The sequence below is a fragment of the Kitasatospora sp. NPDC050543 genome (assembly GCF_044457565.1).
Taxonomy (GTDB): Bacteria; Actinomycetota; Actinomycetes; order Streptomycetales; family Streptomycetaceae; genus Kitasatospora.
Window position 1 is genome coordinate 1 of sequence record NZ_JBITGZ010000032.1, and the last position, 17,701, is coordinate 17,701.

Genomic DNA, 17,701 nt, shown 5'->3' on the forward strand with positions numbered 1-17,701 from the left:
TCGAACCCCCTCTGACCTGCGAGTACGCCGTGGGGCGCCGGGATGCTCCGGTTACGGAGCTCCGGGTGCGGCTCCCACCCGGGGCCGGGCGCGGGGGGGGGGCCCCCGGGCCCCGCCCGGGGGGGGGCCCGGGGGGCGCCCCCCCGGCCCCCCCCCCGCCCGCGCCGCCCCGCGCGGCGCCGCCCCGCCCCCCCCGCCCCCGCGCCCCGCCGCCCCCCCCCGTGGGCGGGGGGGCCGGGGGGGGGGCCCCCGCTTCCGTTATCCGGTGGCTGGTGCAGGGTTCGAACCTGCGTAGCTTGCGCGACAGATTTACAGTCTGCTCCCTTTGGCCGCTCGGGCAACCAGCCAGGGATTGTGTCTCGCGGGGCTCGCCCCGTTCGACGTCGTAAACGATACCCGATGACAGGGGGTGGTCCGCCACTCGATTGGTCACGCGATGATCAAGGGCGGCGCGTGGCTGTCGGGGGCGGGCGCGGGGCGGCGCTGGATAGGCTTGGGCGGCGGCCGTCCCGTGGGGGCGGGTCGTGTCAGTGAAGCCAGAGCATCAAGGAGACCAACACCCATGGCCGACTCCAGTTTCGACATCGTCTCGAAGGTCGAGTGGCAGGAGGTCGACAACGCGATCAACCAGACCTCGCGCGAGATCGCCACCCGCTTCGACTTCAAGAACGTCGGCGCCGAGATCAAGCGCTCGGGCGAGAAGATCGAGATGAAGGCCAACGGCGAGGAGCGCGTGAAGGCGATCCTGGACGTGCTGAAGGACAAGTTCATCAAGCGCGGCCTGTCGCTGAAGGCGATGGACGCGGGCGACCCCCAGCTGTCCGGCAAGGAGTACAAGATCTTTGCGGACATCAAGGAGGGCATCTCCCAGGACGACGCCAAGAAGGTCGCGAAGATCATCCGCGACGAGGGCCCCAAGGGCGTGAAGGCCCAGGTCCAGGGCGACGAGCTGCGCGTCAGCTCGAAGAGCCGCGACGACCTGCAGACCGTGCAGGCACTGCTCAAGGGCAAGGACCTGGAGTTCGCGATCCAGTACGTGAACTACCGCTGAGCCACGCCGGAGCAGTCCGGCGCCGATGACCGGAGTCCCGGCCCTGAGTCAGTTCAGGGCCGGGACTCCGGTCATCGGTGCGAGTACCGAGCCGCGCCCGGCGGCACGGCGGACCGGCGGACCGGGAAGTCGTCACCGGCCGCCCTTGTGCCGGATGGCGGTCGCGCGGGACGGCGCCGGGCCTGCGCTCCGCCAGGAGCCGCGCGGCGGCCTGGGCGGCACTCTGGGCGGTGGCCCGGGGCCCGGCTTGGGCAGCGGTCCGAGCCGCCTTCTGGGTGGTGGTGCGATCGGCGGTCCGAGCCGTGGCGTCGGTGGGGCCGGCGGCGGTGGCGGACACCCCGGCGACCGTGGTCGGGCCTAGGGCCGCAGTCAGCGCGGCGACCGTCCAGATGGCACGCGAGTAGGAAGCGGTTCTTTCGGCGTGAGTCAGGCGAGGCACCAGCTCCACACGTTGAGCCACCCGGTTGACCCAGCCGCCCCTCGTGCGTCGAATGGTTCTGCGCACGGCGAGCCACGCCGCGGCGCACCGGAGCCGGCCCCGAGGCCGTGGCTCCTGCGGCCGCGAACGCAGCCCGCCGGGCGGAAGCGGGTGCGGCGGGGCCGGCCCCGCCGACGACCCGTCAGCCCGCCCAGTCCTCCGTACGCCGCTGCCTGAGCAGGCCGACGGAGTCGAACTCGTCGCAGTGGCCGTGCGCTTGGGCGCCGAGGCGGCGCAGGGCCTGGGAGATCGGGCTGCCCTGCGGCGGGAAGGGCTCGTGGAGCACCGTCTCCAGCGGGCCGAGGGTGAGCAGGCCGTCCGCCCAGACGGCGGCGTACTGCGAGCCGTGGCCGCCGAAGTAGTCGGCCTCGACGCAGGCGATCGGGCCGGCCTTGGACCAGGCGGCCAGTCGGCGTTCGAAGCCGCCGGGGAACCACCAGAAGCCGTGCCGCTCCTCGTCGTAGCCCAGGGACACCGCGTCCAGGAACTCGTTCGTCGCCGGTATCAGGGCCAGGCCCTGGCCCAGCGGGGCGGGCCGGGCGGCGGGGACCTCGGCGGCCACCACGGTGATCAGCTCCAGTTGACCGATCAGCGCCTGCAGTTGATAGGACATTGGACCATCCTCGCCTGCGCCTGTGACAGCTCAGTCACCGGCTGGGGTCTGGGGCACCGCGTAGAGCAGGCTGAGCAGGGTGACGTCGACCGCCTCCTCGCCCGCGTGGGCACCCTCGGCCGCCACCTCTTCGAGGAGCGCGCCCAGCTGCTCGCGCAGCCGGACCAGCCGGTGCGGGCTGAGCCGCAGGGCGAAGTCGGCGAACACGACGGGCGGGCCGGCCGAACCGTCGCCGGGCGCGCTGAAGTCGACCCGGCCCTTGAGCAGCTGACTGCGGAAGTCCGCGCGGACCCGGTCCATCGCGGCGAACACGGCCTCCAGCGCGCTGGAGCGGGTGGCGGAGTCCTGCGCGAAGAGCTCCCGCGAGAGTCGCAGCGAGTCCTGGGCGGCGGCGTAGCGGCTCTCGACGATGCCGGAGACGAGCCGGGTGCCCGCGACGACGATCAGGCCCGCGCTCTCCAGCTGCTTGACGTGCCGGTAGAGCTTGGTCTGCGGCTCCTCCAGCGCGGCCGCGATCTCCTTGACCGTCAGCTCCCTGCTCTCGCCGCCCATCAGCGCGCCGAGGATGGCCAGCCTGACCGGATCGGCCAGCGCCTTCATCGTCGCTACGTCGTCCACCTGGCGTTCTTTGACTCTCTCGACCACGGGCCCACCTTCGCAGATCATCCACCCTTGCGCAATCAATCACTGTCGGGCCATCATTTACGAATACGTGAACGGTTGCGCGAACGCAAGGGGTGGGCGGGGATGGCGATGACGGGGGCTCCGGTGGACAGGGCGCGGGAGAGGTCTCAGCAGGAGCAGGGCACGGGAGGCGGGCCGGAACTCGGCGGGGCGCAGCAGACCGGGGGCGCGGCGGTGGCACCCCCGGAACCGGTGGCACAGGTGGCGCGGGTGGCATCCCCGGAGCAGGTGGGGAAGGCGGAGCAGGTGGTCCCGCTGTGGCGCAACCTCCGCTTCCAGGCGCTCTGGGGCGGCGCGGCCACCTCGATGCTCGGCACCCAGATCGCCGACACCGCGTACCCACTGCTGCTGCTCGCGATGACGGGCTCCTCCACCCTCGCCGGGGCCTTCGGCGCGCTACAGATCGGCGCGAGCCTGGTCTTCGGCATCCACGGCGGCGCCGCGGCCGACCGGTACGACCGCCGCCGGGTCCTGATGATCGTCGACAGCGTCCGGCTGCTGGCCACCGTGAGCGTGCCGCTCGCGCTCTGGCTGGGCCGGCTCACCGTGGTGCACACCTTGCTGGTCGCCGTGGTGATCGGCGGGAGCATCGCGTACGGCGGCCCGTCCCGGATGCTGGCCCTCCGTTCGGTCGTACCGCCGCAGCAGCTGCGCCAGGCCCTCGCCCAGGAGGAGGCGCGGATGAGCGCGGCTGGGCTCATCGGGCCTCCGCTGGCCGGGCTGCTGTTCGGCCTCGGCCGGGCCGTTCCCTTCGTGGGCACCGCGCTGGCCTCGCTGCTCTCGCTCGCCGCCGCCTGCGCCGTCCGGCTCCCGGCCCGCTCCGACGCCGGGTCCGGCGACGGGCCGGCCCGGGGCGGCGCGCTGGCCGGTTTCCGTCACCTCGCGGGCGACCGGACGCTGCGCTCCACGCTCGCGGTGGTGTTCGGCATCAACCTGACCGGATCGGCGATGCTGCTGCCGATGATCGTGCTGCTGCGCGGGCACGGCACGTCCAGCGGCGGGATCGGCCTGGCGCTGGCGGGCGAGGCCGTGGGCGCCATCGCCGGGGCGTTCCTGGTGGGCCGGCTGCACCGGCTGGCCGGGCCGGGCCGGCTGCTGCTGGGCGTGGCCTGGCTCTGCGTCCCGCTCCTGCTCGCCCCGCTGCTGCCCGGCGGCGCGGTGACCGTCTTCGCCGCACTGGCGGCCGTCGGCCTCGGCGTGCCGGCGCTGCGGGTGATGATCGACCTCCTGGTCTTCCAGCAGGTCGCCGAGGACCTGCGCGGCCGGGTGGTCGCGGCGACGATGACCGTGCTGATGCTCGGGATGCCCGCCGGGCTGCTCGGCAGCGGCCTGCTGCTCGACCACCTGGCGCCCGCCGCCACACTGACGGTCCTCGCCGCTCTGCTGGTCGCCGGGCTGCTCCCCGCCACCCACAACCGGGCGCTGCGCAACGCCGCGTGGCCCGCCTGAAGGCCCAGGGCCGGGCGCGGGGCCCCGCCCGCCTCACCCGTGCGGGCGCGCGCCGCATGCGGCGATGGGTGCGAACGGGTGAACTGGCCAGGCGCGGTCGGTGTACGCCGGGCTCGGAGATGCCGCCGCGCCGGGATCGCCACCGGGCCCCGGTGGGCCCCGCCGACCGCACCGGTCGCACGGGCCACACGGGCCACACGGGCCACGGATGCACGCAGCCCCGCAGCCCCACCCGGCCGCCAGGCCACAGCCCGACAGCCCCGCAGGAGGAGCCATGACGACCGACGACCTGGCCCAGCGGATCGCCGCCCTGATGCCCCGGGCCGAGCGGGACCTGGCCGAACTGGTCGCCATCCCGTCCGTCGCCGACCCCCGGCTGTACCCGCCGCAGAAGTGCCGCGAGGCCGCCGAGTGGGTCGCCGGGGCCTTCGCCGAGGCCGGGCTGCGCGATGTCCACCTGGAGGAGACACCGGACGGCAGCCACGCCGTGCTCGGCCACCGTCCGCCCCCGCCGGGTGCCCCGACCGTCCTGCTCTACTGCCACTACGACGTACAGCCGCCGCTCTACGACGAGGCCTGGACGTCCCCGCCGTTCGTGCTCACCGAGCGCGAAGGCCGCTGGTACGGGCGCGGGGCCGCCGACTGCAAGGGCAATGTCGTCATGCATCTGACGGCCCTGCGGGCGCTCGGCGACGACGTCCCGGTGGGCCTGAAGTTCGTCGCCGAGGGCTCGGAGGAGCAGGGCACCGGCGGCCTGGAGCAGTTCGTGCTGCGCAACGCCGGCGAGCTGCACGCCGACGCGCTGGTGATCGCCGACACCGGCAACGCCGCGGTCGGCCTGCCCACCGCCACCGTCACGCTGCGGGGTCTGGCCAACGTGCTGGTCACCGTCGACACCCTGCGCGGGGACCTGCACTCCGGGATGTTCGGCGGGCCCGCCCCCGACGCGCTGGCCGCCCTGATCCGCGTGCTCGACTCGCTGCGCGACGCCGACGGCGGCACCCGCGTCGAGGGGCTGGACTGCACAGGCAGCTGGAGCGGCGTCGGGTACGACGAGCAGCGGTTCCGCGCCGATGCCGGGGTGCTCGACGGGGTGTCCCTCACCGGCTCGGGGACGGTCGGGGACCGGCTCTGGGCCCGGCCCGCCGTCACGGTGCTCGGCATCGACTGCCCGCCGGTGGTCGGCTCCGCGTCCGCCGTCCCGGCCACCGCGCGGGCCCGGGTCAGCCTGCGGGTGCCGCCGGGGACCGACCCGGACGCGGCCCTGGCGGCGCTCACCGAGCATCTGACGGCCGCCGCGCCGTGGGGCGCCCGGCTGACCGTCGAGCCGGAGGGCACGGGCGCGCCGTTCCGGGCCGCCACCGGCGGGCCCGCCTACACCGCGCTCGACGAGGCGATGCGGGAGGTCTACGGGAAGCCGATGTCCTTCCTCGGCCAGGGTGGCTCGATCCCGCTCTGCAGCGTCCTCGCGCGGACGTACCCGGAGGCCGAGATCATCCTCATGGGTGTCGAGGAGCCCGGCTGCCTCATCCACGCCCCCGACGAGAGCGTCGACCCGGGGGAGATCGAGCACATGGCCCACGTCGAGGCCCTGTTCCTGCGGAACTACGCCCGCACCGCCCGATCCTGACGGTGACCGGCCGTGCCGGACGGCTCCCCGGCGACACCCCGCCCGCGCTCGGTTCCGGCACCTGAGGGGTTCCTGGGCGAGGCGTGGTTCGTCCAGAGAATTCTTAAAGAATCTCTTGCTAACTTCATCCGGTATGACCGACTTGCGTGCCGCTCCCGCACGGCCCGGCCCGGGCGACGCCCCCACCGGCAGTCACGCGTCCGGCCTGGCCAGAGCCCGCAACGCGCCCACCGGCGCAGGTCGACTGCGGCTGCTGGCCTGGCCGGGCTACCTGCTGGCACTCGGCTGGTACCTGCTGACGTACGGGCTGCCGTACTCCAACGACATGGTGTTCGTCTGGCTGATCGGCGCGCTGATCGCGGGCGCGGCGCACGGTGGGGGCGGGTGGCGCGGCTGGCTGCTGGTGCTGCGGGACTGGGTGCCGGTGATGGCCGTGATCTGGACGTACTCGCTGCTGCGGGGGTACGGGGCGCACACCCCGTGGCCGGTGCGGTACCAGCCGCAGCTGGACATCGACACCTTCCTCGGCGGCGGTGAGACCTGGACGGTACGGCTCCAGCACTGGCTGTACACGCCCGGGCTGCCGCACTGGTACGACTACGCCGCCGTCGCGGTCTACATGTCGCACTTCTTCGTCGTCTTCATCGTGCTGGCGGTGCTGTGGCGCCGGCACCACACGCGCTTCCGGCAGCTGCTGGCGCTGTACCTCACGTTGACCTTCGTCGGCTTCGCCACGTACATCCTGTACCCCGCCGACCCGCCGTGGCTGACCGCCCAGGAGGGTCACATGCCCGTCCACACCCGGGTGGTGTGGGACGTGCTGAACGGCAGCGGCCTGCCCCGGGCCGCCTCGGTGTTCGAGAACGGCAGCGAGTTCGCCAACGACGTGGCGGCGATGCCCTCGCTGCACGCCGCGTACCCGATGATGCTGGCGCTGTACTTCTGGCCCCGTGCCTCACGGCCGGTCCGGGTGCTGCTGGCCGCCTACCCCGCCGCGATGGCCTTCACCCTGGTGTACGGCGGCGAGCACTTCATCGTGGACATCGTGGTCGGCTGGGCGTACGCGGCGCTGATCTGCTGGGGCGTGCCGCGGCTGTTCGGACGGCGGGCGGCCCGGACGGCGCCGACATCAGCAGCAGAGCCGGCGCCGACGCCGACGGACCCTCGGCGCTGAGGGCGGCCGCGCACCGAGCACCGCCGGGCAGGGCGGGCTGCAGCCGGCCGCCGTCGCCCGGGATGTCGGGCGCCGGGCGATCGGCGAAGATGGGAGGACCCGTCGCGGGAGGTGGCGATGCGTCCGATGCGGGCCAGGGGCGAGGCCCTCGGGGAGTACCTGCGGGGCGCGCTCTGGGTGCTCCCGGGCATCGCCGTGGTGCTCTCGCTCGCCGCGGGCAGCGCGCTGTCGCGCGTCCGGGTCCCCACGGACTCCTGGCTGCACCCGCTGGCCTTCGCCGGGACGGCGGACGACGCCCGCCAGGTACTGATCGCCATCGCGTCCACCATGGTCACGGTCATCGCGCTGGTGCTGGGCCTGACCATCGTCGCGCTGCAGGTCGCCTCCACCCAGTTCTCACCGAGGCTGCTGCGCAACTTCCTGCGGGACCGGCCGAACCAGGTCGTCCTCGCCGTCTTCGTCGCGACCTTCGCGTACAGCACCGCCGGGCTGTACACGGTCGGCGTGGCCGCGGACAAGAACGACCCCGAGTTCCCCCGGATCGCCGTCACCGGGGCGATCGTGCTGGTCTTCGTCAGCCTGGGGATGCTGGTGTACTTCATCCACCATGTCGCGCACTCGATCCAGATCGACACCGTGATGACCACCGTCGCACGCAACACGACGCGAGGGCTGCCCACGACGGCGTCGGCACCGGCACCGAACAAGGCACCGGACATGGCACCGGAGGAGGCCTTCGACCGGCGCGGGCCCGCCCCGCCGCCCGGCGCGGTCGAGCTCACCGCCTGGCGCTCGGGCTACGTCCAGACCGTCCACCCCGCCTGGCTGCTGGAGGCGGTGGCGGAGCAGGACGCGGTGATCGCCGTCGTGGCCCGGGTCGGCGACCACGTGGTCGCCGGTGTGGGGCCGCTGGCTCTGGCCTGGTCCAGGGGCGGAGGGGCGCCCCGGGATGGGCACGCGCTGGCCCGCGCGCTCCACCACGCCGTACAGATCGGCCCCGAGCGGACCCTCCAGCAGGACACCGCCTTCGGCATGCGCCAGCTGGTGGACATCGCACTGCGCACCCTGTCGCCCGCCATCAACGACCCGTACAGCGCCGTCCAGGTGCTGGACCGGCTGACCGGCCTGGTCTGCGCCCTGGGCGTGCTCCCGCTCGGCGACACCCGCTGCCCGGACCGGACCGGCGTGCTCCGGGTGAGCTCCGCCGGGCCCGGGTTCGCCGAGTACCTGGATCTCGCCTGCGGTCAGATCCGCCGCTACGGCTGCTCGGAGCCGGCCGTCTGCCTGGCGCTGCTGAAGCTGCTGGGCGCCGCCGCCTCGGTCGTCGCCGAGCCCGGCCGGCGGGCGGCGATCACGGGGCAGGTCCGGCTGGTGCTCCTGGACGCCGAGGCGCGCGTGCGCCAGCCGGCCGACCTGGTGCCCGTCCGCGAGCTGGCGACCCGGCTGGGTCTGGCCTGACGGCAGACTTCCCGGCGGTCCAGCCCCGGCCGCCTCCCGCCCGGGGCAGACTGGGCGGGTGCAGACCCCACCGCGGCCCACCACCGCAGCCCGGCCCACCGCCGAACAGCTGGCCGCCGCCCGCGACACGACCATCCCCGACGTCTCGGCACCCGGCCTGCGGGTGCTCTTCTGCGGCATCAACCCCGGCCTCTGGTCCGGCGCGACCGGGCACCACTTCGCCCGCCCCGGCAACCGTTTCTGGCCCGCACTGCACCGCTCCGGCTTCACCCCGCGCCAACTGCGCCCCGACGAGCAGCAGGAGCTGCTGACCCTGGGCCTGGGCATCACCAATGTCGCGCCACGCGCCACCGCCAAGGCCGACGATCTCACGGCGGAGGAGCTGCGCGCGGGCGGCGCCGCCCTGACCGAACGCGTCACCCGGCTGCGTCCCCGGGCGCTGGCCGTGCTCGGCATCGGCGCGTACCGGACGGCCTTCGGCAGGCCGCGCACCACGGTGGGACGCCAGCCGGACGGGCTCGGCGAGACCGAGGTGTGGGTGTTGCCCAACCCCAGCGGCCTGAACGCCCACTACACGCTGGACTCCCTCGCCGCCGAGTTCCGCAAGCTGCGCGAAGCCCTCGACCCAGCCCTGGACTAGTCCAGGCCGGACGGGGACAGGCCGGACGGGGACAGGCCGGACGGGGACAGGCGGCGCTCCCGTTCAAGCGCCCGCGCCGCAACCCCCATCGCGACCACCCTCCCCGCCACAACCGCCACAACCGTCGCCCCCGTCACCCACCCTCACTCGGCGCCGCCCGGCGCGCCACCGGTGTCAGGCCGGCCGGCAGCCGCACCGAGCGCAGCTCGCGGATCACCGCCCGCACCGCGGCGGTACGAGCGAGCTCAGGGGTGGTGACGTACCCCACCTGACGGGTCGGCGGCCGAGGACCGAGGTCCTGCACGGCCAGCCCCACCGGCGCACCGATCAGGGTGAGCCTGGGCATGATCGCCATGCCGATGCCCTTCTCGACCAGGGACAGCACCACCGTGTCGTCCGCGACGTTGATCGTGGCGGGCGGGATCCAGTCCTGCTCGGCCCACCACTGCCGGGTGTAGGAGCTGCAGTTCTCGTCCCAGTCGACCAGCGGCAGGGCGCGCGGCCCCGGATGCCCCTGCGGGTGGGCGAGCGCGTAGGACTCCTCGAACAGCGCGGCGGTGACCAGCCCGGGGACGGCCGCTCCGGCGTCGCCGAGGGTCGCGATACCGAGGTCCGCGTGGCCGTCGGCCACCTCCCCGGCCGTTCCCCGGCCCAGCTCCCGCACGATCCGTACCTGCGGGGAGAGCTCCGGGTGGCGGACGGCCAGCCGGGCCAGCACGGCCGGCAGCAGGTGGGCGGCGGCGCTGCGGAACGCGGCGATCCGCAACGTCCCGCCGACCGTGCCACTCTCGGCTCCGCGGACGTCGGCGGCCATCGCCTCCAGCAGTCGCAGGATCCGTCGGGCATGCCCGACGGCCCGCACACCGGCGGGCGTGGGGCGCGCGCCGTACCGGCCCCGCTCGAAGAGCACCGCGCCGAGCTTGCGCTCGCAGCTGCGCACCGCGTGCGAGACGGCGGACTGGGTCAGGTCCAGGTGCGCCGCCGCGGCCGTGAACCCCTGCTCACGCTCCACGGCGACCAGGATGCGCAGCTCGTGCGGCGCGAGATCGATCACGGGTGCGAATCTACCCCGCTCCATGAACCGGATTCATGGAACACCGGCATCCATCGACGGCGCCCCCTGCCCGGGCCCGCGCGGGCTTCCTACGGTGGTGGCATTCCCCCCGGCACCTCGTCAGGAGCTCACGATGACCGGTACGTCCATAGCCATCCACCAGGTGTCGCGCCCGCACGGCATGCCCGGCGCCGAGCACTTCGCCTTCGTCGAGGAGAGCCGCCCGGTGCCGGCCGAGGGCACCGCCCTGGTCGAGAACATCTACCTCTCGGTCGATCCCTACATGCGCGAGGAGATGGACGGCGGCTGGGAGTTGAACAGACCGCTGGAGGGGCGCTCGATCGGCCGGGTGATCGAGTCCCGGACCTCCGCGCTGGCGGTCGGGGACCTCGTCTGGCACGGCCACTCCTGGCGGACCCACGCCGTGGTGGACCCGTCGACGACCCGCCTGCTGCCGGTGCTGCCCGGCGTGCCGCTCAGCGCCCACCTGAGCGTGCTCGGCGGCACGGGCCTGAGCGCGTACGTCGGCCTGACCAGGATCGCCCGGCTGCAGCCTGGCGAGGACCTCTTCATCTCGGCCGCGGCGGGCGGCGTTGGCAGTGCGGCCGGGCAGATCGCACGGCTGCTGGGCGTGGGCCGGCTGGTCGGCAGCGCCGGTTCCCCGGCCAAGGTGAAGCACCTGACGGAGCGGCTGGGATTCGACGCCGCCTTCGACTACCACGACGGCCCGGTCGGCGAGTTGCTGCACCGCGCCGCACCGCAGGGCATCGACGTCTACCTCGACAACGTCGGCGGCGAACACCTGGAAGGCGCGATCAGCGCGCTGCGCGACCACGGCCGGATCGCCTGGTGCGGCGCCGTCGGCCAGTACAACAGCACCGAGCCGCCCGTCGCCCCGCGCAACCTGTACGACGTGGTGGGCAAGAGCCTGCGACTGGAGGGGTTCCTGGTGCGCAACCACATGAACGTGCGGGACGAACTGTACGAATTCCTGGTGCCGCACATCCGCTCGGGCCGGGTGGTGCCCGACGAGACCGTGGTCGAGGGCTTCGAGCACATGGTCGACGCGTTCCTCGGCATGCTGCGCGGAGCGAACACCGGAAAGATGATCGTCCAGGTTTCCGAGGCGACCTGAGCCCCGCCCCGATCGGGTACCCCGTGCCCCCGGAGGCGGAAAACAGCCGTGGGGCCCGCAGAAGACTGCGGGCCCCACGGCCAAGCGGTTCACACCGCGTACTTCGGCACAACCATCAGAGGATGGTGATGTTCTCCGCCTGCGGGCCCTTCTGGCCCTGCGTGACGTCGAACTGCACCTTCTGGCCCTCGATGAGCTCGCGGAAGCCCTGGGCGCTGATGTTGGAGTAGTGGGCGAAGACGTCGGCGCCGCCGCCGTCCTGCTCAATGAAGCCGAAGCCCTTCTCGGCGTTGAACCACTTCACGGTACCGGTAGCCATATTGATCTCCCTCGGGGGCAGAGCCAGTGACCCACACCTCGCGGGCCACCCTGTCGTCGCACTGATTTGCCCCATCCGGAAAACACCGGGCAAAAAACAAAAAGTGCGCCCCACCAGCAGGCGCACACATAAGTTCATGGGAACCAAAACTGCAACTGGTATCGACAGTAGCACGGTCCGGACCGAAAGCGATGGGACGTCGAGCAAAAATCCAGGTCTCGCGCCGCGAGGCCCCGATGTGCGACGCTCGACTACTAGAGGACCACTCCAACACCACCCCCGTGAGGCATCATGCGCTCCACCATCGCCGGCCGCTCGTTCTACCTCCAGGCGAACGAGGTGGAGGCGGCCATGAGCGGGATCAAGCCCGAGCCCGCCCTCGCGGAGGCCGTCCGGATCGGCCGCCGCTGGTACCCCGTCAAGCAGGTGGGCGCGATCATCACCCGCCAGGACCGCCGCGACTTCAGCGCCGCCGAGGTCTACCGGGCGATGCAGCGGCTCGGCTTCACCTGCCGCACCGCGCCCCCGGCCGCCGAGCCCGAGCTCCCAACCGACTTCCTGAACGCCCCCGAGGCCGATCAGTCCTGATCCGCCGCCCGGGCCACCCGGGACGGCCCGCCACCGGGCCGACTCGGGCATTCGGCGTGCGGCGGGACCGGCCCGCGGCGGGCGCACCGCCCGGCCGGCGGTGAGAGCAGCGCTCAGGCGAGCCGCCCGCCCCCGTCGACGTGCAGCACCGTGCCGGTGACGTACGGGTTGCCGAGAGCGAACAGCACGGCCTGGACGAGGTCGTCCGTGCTGCCCACACGCCGGGCCGGGTTGCGTTCGGCGACCGAGCGCAGGAACGCCTCCTTGTCGGCGCCCAGCCCGTCCCAGGACCCGGTGTCCACGATGCCGGGCGAGACGGCGTTCACCCGGACCGGTGCGATCTCCACCGCGAGCGCCTGGACCAGGAACGCCAGCGCGCCGTTGGCCGCGGCCATCACCGTCCGCCCGGGGGCGGGCCGCCAGGCCGCCACGCCGGAGAAGAACGTGAGCGAGCCGCCCTCCGCCACCTGCCCGGCGAGGTGCTTGGCGAGCAGCAACGGGCCGAACACCTTGGCCGCGAACGCCCGCTGTACGGCGGCGAGTTCGAGCTCGGCCAGCGGCCCGTTCGCGGGCATCGCGGCGGTCGACACCAGGTGGTCGAAGCGGCCCGAACGGGCGGCGAGCCCGGCGATCGAGGCCTCGTCCGCGAGGTCGAGCGACACCACCTGCGCGGGCGCCGCGAGCTCGCCCGCCGTCCACTCCAGCTTGCGGGGATCGGGCCCGGCCAGGACGAGGTCGGCGCCCGCCGCGGCCGCCGCCAGGGCGAGCCGCCGCCCGGTGTGCGAGCCGGCGCCGACGATGACGAGCCGTTGCCCCTCCAGGCTCCCGACGCCGGAGAAGGCGGGGGCAGCGAGGCGGACGGGCTCACCGGGGTCGACGGCGGGGGTGACGGAGGTGACGGGAACGGTCGCAGCGGTGGCGGACATGGCGGGGCTCCTCGGCCGATCGAGTGGGGACGCCGCGCCGGGGACTGCCCCCGGCGGGCCTACCCCCGACCCTCCACCGGCGGCAACCGATGAGTCCAAGTCTTCTTCTCTCTCGCTGCCATAAACTATGTGCATGGCTACGTTGCGGCAGATGGAGTACCTGGTGACCGTCGTCGACACGGGCTCCTTCACCCGCGCCGCCGAACTGCTGCACGTCACCCAGCCCGCGCTCTCGCACCAGATCCGGGCCCTGGAGAAGTCCGTCGGCGGCCGCCTGCTCGAACGCCTCCCCCGCTCCGTCCGGCTCACCCCCGCCGGCCGCGCCGTGCTCCCGCACGCCCGCGCGGCCCTCGCCGACGCCGGACGGCTGCACTCCGCGGCCCGCCTGACGGCCGGACTCGACGGCGGCGGGCTGGAGATCGCGACGGTCTTCTCGGTCAGCCTCGGCATCCTGCCGCCGGTGCTGCGCACCTGGCGCCGGCAGCACCCCGGCGTCCAGATCAGCCTGCGCGAGTACCCGCACACCGACCAGCTCCAGGCCGCGATGGCCGCCGGGCAGGCCGACCTCGCCATCGGCCCGCCGCCCACCGGCTGGGACGGGCCGATGCGGGAGCTCGGCGTCGAGGAGTTCGTCCTCGCGCTGCCCGCGGACGATCCCGCGGCGGCCACCGGCGGCGACACGGTGGCCCTGGCCTCCCTCGCCGACCGCGCCTGGGTGCACTACGCCGCCGGCCACGGCCTCGCCGACGTGCTCGACCAGGCCTGCGCCGGCGAGGGGTTCCAGCCGCGCGCCGCCGTCCGTGTCCAGCAGACCGCCGCCGCGCCGCTGCTCGCCGCCGCGGGCCTGGGCCCGGCCCTGCTCCCGGCCAACGTCCTCCCGCCCGGCTTCGACGGCCGGGTGCTGCGCCCCGACCCACCGGTACGCCGCCCGTTGATCGCCTACACTCGCACCCGCCCCGACCCGCTCACCACGGCGTTCGCGGACCTGCTCGGCCAGCAGGCCTGTCTGCTGCCGCCGCACGTCCGGGATCTGCTCACCGACCGGCAGTCACACGACAAGTGAGTACCCGTACTCATGTGCGACGCACCTCGGCGCAGCAGGCTTGAGCCGTACGACGCACCCGACCCCGCACGCACCGAAGGAGAAGCGCATGCCGACGAGGAGCCCGGACGCGGCCGCGCGACGTCGCGTGGCCGGCGCCCTGGCCACGGCGAGCGCCGCCCTGTGGGCAGTCGCGCCGTTCTACCTCCTGCTGGTGCGCACTCCGCCCGGCAGCAGGTTGCCGCCGCGCGAGCAGTGGGGCGCGGCGGAGGAGGAGACCGCCCAGCTCAACGACCTGGAGACGGGCATCACCGCGGTGCTGCTCATCGCGGTGGCGGCCCTCGCCGCCTGGCTCTGGTCGTTCGCGGCCCGCACGGTGCGCAGGGTGGACCAGGACGCGACGCTGATCGTCGGCGGCACGACCGTGCTCACCGGCCTGCTCGCGACCGTCGCCACCGGCAAGACCCTGAACAGCCTGACCGGCGCCGCCGCGCTGGGGGTGCTCACCCCGCTCGTGGCCGTCGGCCTGGGCGCCGCGCTGTTCGCGATCTCCGCGCCCGCGCCGCCGGGCTCGCCGGCCTCCTCGCCCGTACGACCCGAAGCCACCGCGCTGCCGGGCGGCGACTGACCGCCGCCGGCCCCACCGCCCGGCCGGCGCCGCCGCCCTGGCGGTACGTCACTTCAGCCGGACGTCGATCGGCCGCATCATCTCGTTGTCCTCGTGATCCAGGTTGTGGCAGTGCCAGGCGAACCGGCCGACGAGGTCGAAGCTGACCTTGATCCGGGTGATCTCGCGCGGGTAGGCGAGCACGGTGTCCTTGCGCCCGCTCTCCCAGGCCTCCGGCGGGCGCGGTGTACCGCCCCGGAAGGACTCCCGGTTGACGACCTGGAAGGCCGTCTGGTGGATGTGCACGGGGTGCGCGTCCCCGGTGAAGTTGTGCACCTCCCACAGCTCGACGGCGTGCTGGACGAGGTTCTCGGTCACCTCGGCCCCCCAGCCCAGCGGGTTGGGCTGGAGGCGCTGCTGCGCGTCACGCCGGATCGTCCCGAGCATCGCCATCACCGGCGCGCGGCGGTTGGACTGCGCCCGCATCTCACTCAGTGACAGCTCGCGGGTGACGGTGTGCTCGCCCAGCGGCGGCAGGGCGGGCAGGGTGAGGCTGCCCGGCGCGACGCTGGTGTCGGCCGAGACCGCCGGCGTGAGCCGGAACTTCATCACCTGGCCGGTGCCGTTCGGGTCCGCCGGCGTGTAGTCGGCGCCCGGCTCGCCCCCGGCGAAGGACTCGTCCGGGCCCTCGTTGATCAGGTACAGCTCCGTGCCGTCCGGGAGCGAGCCGAAGTCGACGATGACGTCGGCGCGTTCGCCCATGCCCAGCACCAGCCGCTCCAGCTGGACGGGCACGGGCAGGAAGCCCGCGTCGGCGCCGATCAGCCAGAACGGGAGGGCGGGGCGGACGGGGCGCTCGGCGAGCGGATCGGCGGCGATCTTGAGCACCAGCGTGCGGGCGTTGCTGCCGTTCAGCAGCCGGAGCCGGTAGCGGCGCGGCTCGACGTCCAGCACCGGCCAGGTGCGGCCGTTGACCACCATGGTGTCGCCGAAGGTCTCCGGGTTCCAGATCGGCGGGATGTCGCTGGCCGGCACGAACGGGCCGTCCTTCGGCACGTCACCGCAGTAGGCCCGACTGTCTGGGTAGAAGAGCGAGCCGTCACGGTTGAAGGAGCGGTCGTGGATCATGATCGGGATCTCGTAGTACCGCATCCCCGCGGGGTCCCCGGGGGCGGGCGCCGGGCCCGGCAGCACCCCCGGGGGGAGGTCCAGCTTCCCGCCGCGCAGCAGGTAGAACCCGCACAGCCCGGCGTAGACGTTGAGCCGGGTCAGCCCCAGGGCGTGGTCGTGGAACCAGAGTGTGGACGCCGCCTGGTCGTTCGCGTGTTCCAGCACCGCCGTGCCGGGCTGCCACCGCGCCCCGCGGGAGGCCGCGAGGTCGGCGAAGGCACCGTAGAAGGTGCCCGTCCGCGCGTACCCGTCGGGGATGTCCAGGGCGTCGGGCAGGTACCAGGCCTCGGGGTAGCCGTCCGCCTCGGCGCGACTGTGCCCGCCGTGCAGGTGCGCGACGATGGGCACCGGTCCCCGGTACGGGCCCGGCGTGGCCGTGAAGGTGGTACGCGAGTCCCGTCCGGACGCGCCGCCCGGCGGGTTGGCCCAGTGCAGGGTCGGATCGACGGGGAGCAGGTGCGGCAGGAAGTTCCGCTGCTCGTCGTAGAGCTGATTGGCCAACAGGATGCGCACCGGCCGGTCCGCCCGCGCCTCCAGCGTGAACGCCGGGCAGTGGAACGAGGCGGGCTGGTCGGTGGCGCCGTAGCCCCAGACGGTGGTGGCGGGCATCCCCGGCGGCAGGATCTGCTGGGTGAACTGCCGCACCGCGATCTCGTACTCGTCGCGGTCGCCCGCCGCGCTGCGGTACGGCATGGCGGGCAGCACGACCAGCGGGGTGAGGTACTTGGGGACTTGCGCGGGGTCCAGCGCGTCCTGCGCCCGCTGCGCGGACCGGGCGGAGTGGCCCGCGTGGCCCGGCAGGGGCAGCGCCGGATCGGCCGCGGGCGGCCGGGCACTCCCGGACAGTCGCACCCCCGCCGCGGCTGCCCCGACCCCGACGGCTGCGGTGGCGGCCCAGAGCAGCTGACGTCGGCTCATCGGGCCGTTCGAGCGTTGTGGTTCGGACGTCTCAGCCGACGTATCGTCATTGGTGGGCACAAGAAGATGCTATGCACCAAGAAGTGCATTCTGCCCCATTTGCACCCTTTTGAATGGCCCGCCGCGCCGCCGGACGCAAGCGGTGCGCCACCACCGGGGGACGGGCGTGCACACCCCGACCCAGCGGCACCTGAGCTTCATGGAGCGTGGAGAGGGCCTTCATCACCGAGCTGGAGGCGCAGCTCCCGCCGGACCGGCCGGACGCGCCGTACGAGATCACGGCCTCGGCCCTGCGCGCCCGGGTAGACGAGCCTGCCGCCCGTCAGAGCCGGCTCCGCACCGCCGGACCCGCTCACCAGCCGGCGAACCTCTGGTCCGTGGGGACGACCTCGCGGCCCAGCGGCATCAGCGAGATCGGGATCATCTTCAGGTTCGCCCAGCCGAACGGGATCCCGATGATCGAGACGAACAGCGGGATGCTGGTGGCGATGTGAGCCAGCGCGATCCACCAGCCGGCGAAGACCAGCCAGATCACATTGCCGACGCAGGACGCCGCCCCGGCGTCCGCCCGCTCCACCGTCGTCCGCCCGAACGGCCACAGGACATACCCGGCGATCCGGAAGCTGGCGATGCCGAACGGAATGGTGATGATCAAGATGAAGCAGATGATGCCGGCGACGGCGTAGGCGATCGCCATCCAGATGCCGCAGAAGATCAGCCAGAGCACGTTCAGAACGAGTTCCATCACCTTCATGGGACCAGCCT

The 17,701-nt window shown here is 73.5% G+C and carries 17 protein-coding genes and 1 tRNA gene; 10 read left to right on the forward strand and 8 right to left on the reverse strand.

Annotated elements, in window-relative coordinates; all coding sequences use genetic code 11:
- Positions 1 to 266: 266 nt before the first annotated feature.
- A tRNA-Tyr gene (locus tag ACIBH3_RS28985) sits at positions 267 to 347 on the reverse strand.
- Positions 348 to 562: 215 nt separating this feature from the next.
- Here ACIBH3_RS28985 and ACIBH3_RS28990 point away from each other — a divergent pair.
- Positions 563 to 1,051, forward strand: coding sequence for a YajQ family cyclic di-GMP-binding protein (locus ACIBH3_RS28990; protein ID WP_396315058.1), 489 nt, complete (start codon positions 563 to 565; stop codon positions 1,049 to 1,051).
- A 620-nt stretch (positions 1,052 to 1,671) separates the two neighbouring features.
- Here ACIBH3_RS28990 and ACIBH3_RS28995 read toward each other — a convergent pair.
- A complete protein-coding gene (locus ACIBH3_RS28995; protein WP_396315059.1) occupies positions 1,672 to 2,142 on the reverse strand; it encodes a hypothetical protein in 471 nt (156 codons plus the stop codon).
- Positions 2,143 to 2,172: 30 nt separating this feature from the next.
- Positions 2,173 to 2,787 (reverse strand): ArsR/SmtB family transcription factor, encoded by a 615-nt coding sequence (locus tag ACIBH3_RS29000; RefSeq protein ID WP_396315060.1) that lies wholly within the window; start codon positions 2,785 to 2,787, stop codon positions 2,173 to 2,175.
- 249 nt (positions 2,788 to 3,036) lie between these two features.
- Between ACIBH3_RS29000 and ACIBH3_RS29005 the strand changes: the two genes are divergently transcribed.
- From ACIBH3_RS29005 to mug, 5 genes are all read left to right on the forward strand, one after another.
- Positions 3,037 to 4,275 (forward strand): MFS transporter, encoded by a 1,239-nt coding sequence (locus ACIBH3_RS29005; protein ID WP_396315061.1) that lies wholly within the window; start codon positions 3,037 to 3,039, stop codon positions 4,273 to 4,275.
- 274 nt (positions 4,276 to 4,549) lie between these two features.
- Positions 4,550 to 5,905: a dipeptidase gene (locus ACIBH3_RS29010; RefSeq protein WP_396315062.1), complete on the forward strand. Its 1,356-nt coding sequence runs from the start codon at positions 4,550 to 4,552 to the stop codon at positions 5,903 to 5,905.
- 133 nt (positions 5,906 to 6,038) lie between these two features.
- Positions 6,039 to 7,079, forward strand: coding sequence for a phosphatase PAP2 family protein (locus ACIBH3_RS29015; protein WP_396315063.1), 1,041 nt, complete (start codon positions 6,039 to 6,041; stop codon positions 7,077 to 7,079).
- 117 nt (positions 7,080 to 7,196) lie between these two features.
- Entirely contained in the window at positions 7,197 to 8,537 is a 1,341-nt protein-coding gene (locus ACIBH3_RS29020; protein WP_396315064.1) for a DUF2254 domain-containing protein, read from the forward strand.
- Positions 8,538 to 8,595: 58 nt separating this feature from the next.
- On the forward strand, positions 8,596 to 9,177 hold the full coding sequence (gene mug / locus ACIBH3_RS29025; protein WP_396315065.1) for a G/U mismatch-specific DNA glycosylase: 582 nt from the start codon (positions 8,596 to 8,598) through the stop codon (positions 9,175 to 9,177).
- Between the two features lie 133 nt (positions 9,178 to 9,310).
- Here mug and ACIBH3_RS29030 read toward each other — a convergent pair whose 3' ends face one another.
- Positions 9,311 to 10,255: a LysR family transcriptional regulator gene (locus tag ACIBH3_RS29030; protein WP_396315066.1), complete on the reverse strand. Its 945-nt coding sequence runs from the start codon at positions 10,253 to 10,255 to the stop codon at positions 9,311 to 9,313.
- 109 nt (positions 10,256 to 10,364) lie between these two features.
- On the opposite strand from ACIBH3_RS29030, the gene ACIBH3_RS29035 reads away from it, so the two are divergent.
- A complete protein-coding gene (locus ACIBH3_RS29035) occupies positions 10,365 to 11,366 on the forward strand; it encodes an NADP-dependent oxidoreductase (RefSeq protein WP_396315067.1) in 1,002 nt (333 codons plus the stop codon).
- A gap of 115 nt (positions 11,367 to 11,481) precedes the next feature.
- Here ACIBH3_RS29035 and ACIBH3_RS29040 read toward each other — a convergent pair whose 3' ends face one another.
- Positions 11,482 to 11,685 (reverse strand): cold-shock protein, encoded by a 204-nt coding sequence (locus ACIBH3_RS29040; RefSeq protein ID WP_396315068.1) that lies wholly within the window; start codon positions 11,683 to 11,685, stop codon positions 11,482 to 11,484.
- Positions 11,686 to 11,976: 291 nt separating this feature from the next.
- Between ACIBH3_RS29040 and ACIBH3_RS29045 the strand changes: the two genes are divergently transcribed.
- Positions 11,977 to 12,273 carry an SCO5918 family protein gene (locus ACIBH3_RS29045; RefSeq protein WP_396315069.1) on the forward strand — a complete coding sequence of 99 codons (297 nt, stop codon included), beginning with the start codon at positions 11,977 to 11,979 and terminating at the stop codon, positions 12,271 to 12,273.
- A gap of 113 nt (positions 12,274 to 12,386) precedes the next feature.
- On the opposite strand, the gene ACIBH3_RS29050 is transcribed toward ACIBH3_RS29045, so the two are convergent.
- Positions 12,387 to 13,199 (reverse strand): SDR family oxidoreductase, encoded by an 813-nt coding sequence (locus tag ACIBH3_RS29050; RefSeq protein ID WP_396315070.1) that lies wholly within the window; start codon positions 13,197 to 13,199, stop codon positions 12,387 to 12,389.
- A 133-nt stretch (positions 13,200 to 13,332) separates the two neighbouring features.
- On the opposite strand from ACIBH3_RS29050, the gene ACIBH3_RS29055 reads away from it, so the two are divergent.
- Positions 13,333 to 14,262 carry a LysR substrate-binding domain-containing protein gene (locus ACIBH3_RS29055; RefSeq protein ID WP_396315071.1) on the forward strand — a complete coding sequence of 310 codons (930 nt, stop codon included), beginning with the start codon at positions 13,333 to 13,335 and terminating at the stop codon, positions 14,260 to 14,262.
- Between the two features lie 88 nt (positions 14,263 to 14,350).
- The gene (locus tag ACIBH3_RS29060) at positions 14,351 to 14,869 is read left to right on the forward strand and encodes a hypothetical protein (protein ID WP_396315072.1); all 519 of its coding nucleotides are present in this window, start codon (positions 14,351 to 14,353) and stop codon (positions 14,867 to 14,869) included.
- A 48-nt stretch (positions 14,870 to 14,917) separates the two neighbouring features.
- Here ACIBH3_RS29060 and ACIBH3_RS29065 read toward each other — a convergent pair whose 3' ends face one another.
- Together ACIBH3_RS29065 and ACIBH3_RS29070 are read right to left on the reverse strand one after the other, a co-directional pair.
- Complete coding sequence (locus ACIBH3_RS29065; protein WP_396315073.1) at positions 14,918 to 16,936, reverse strand: multicopper oxidase family protein; 2,019 nt, start codon at positions 16,934 to 16,936, stop codon at positions 14,918 to 14,920.
- Positions 16,937 to 17,288: 352 nt separating this feature from the next.
- Complete coding sequence (locus ACIBH3_RS29070; RefSeq protein ID WP_396315074.1) at positions 17,289 to 17,690, reverse strand: YccF domain-containing protein; 402 nt, start codon at positions 17,688 to 17,690, stop codon at positions 17,289 to 17,291.
- Positions 17,691 to 17,701: the final 11 nt, after the last annotated feature.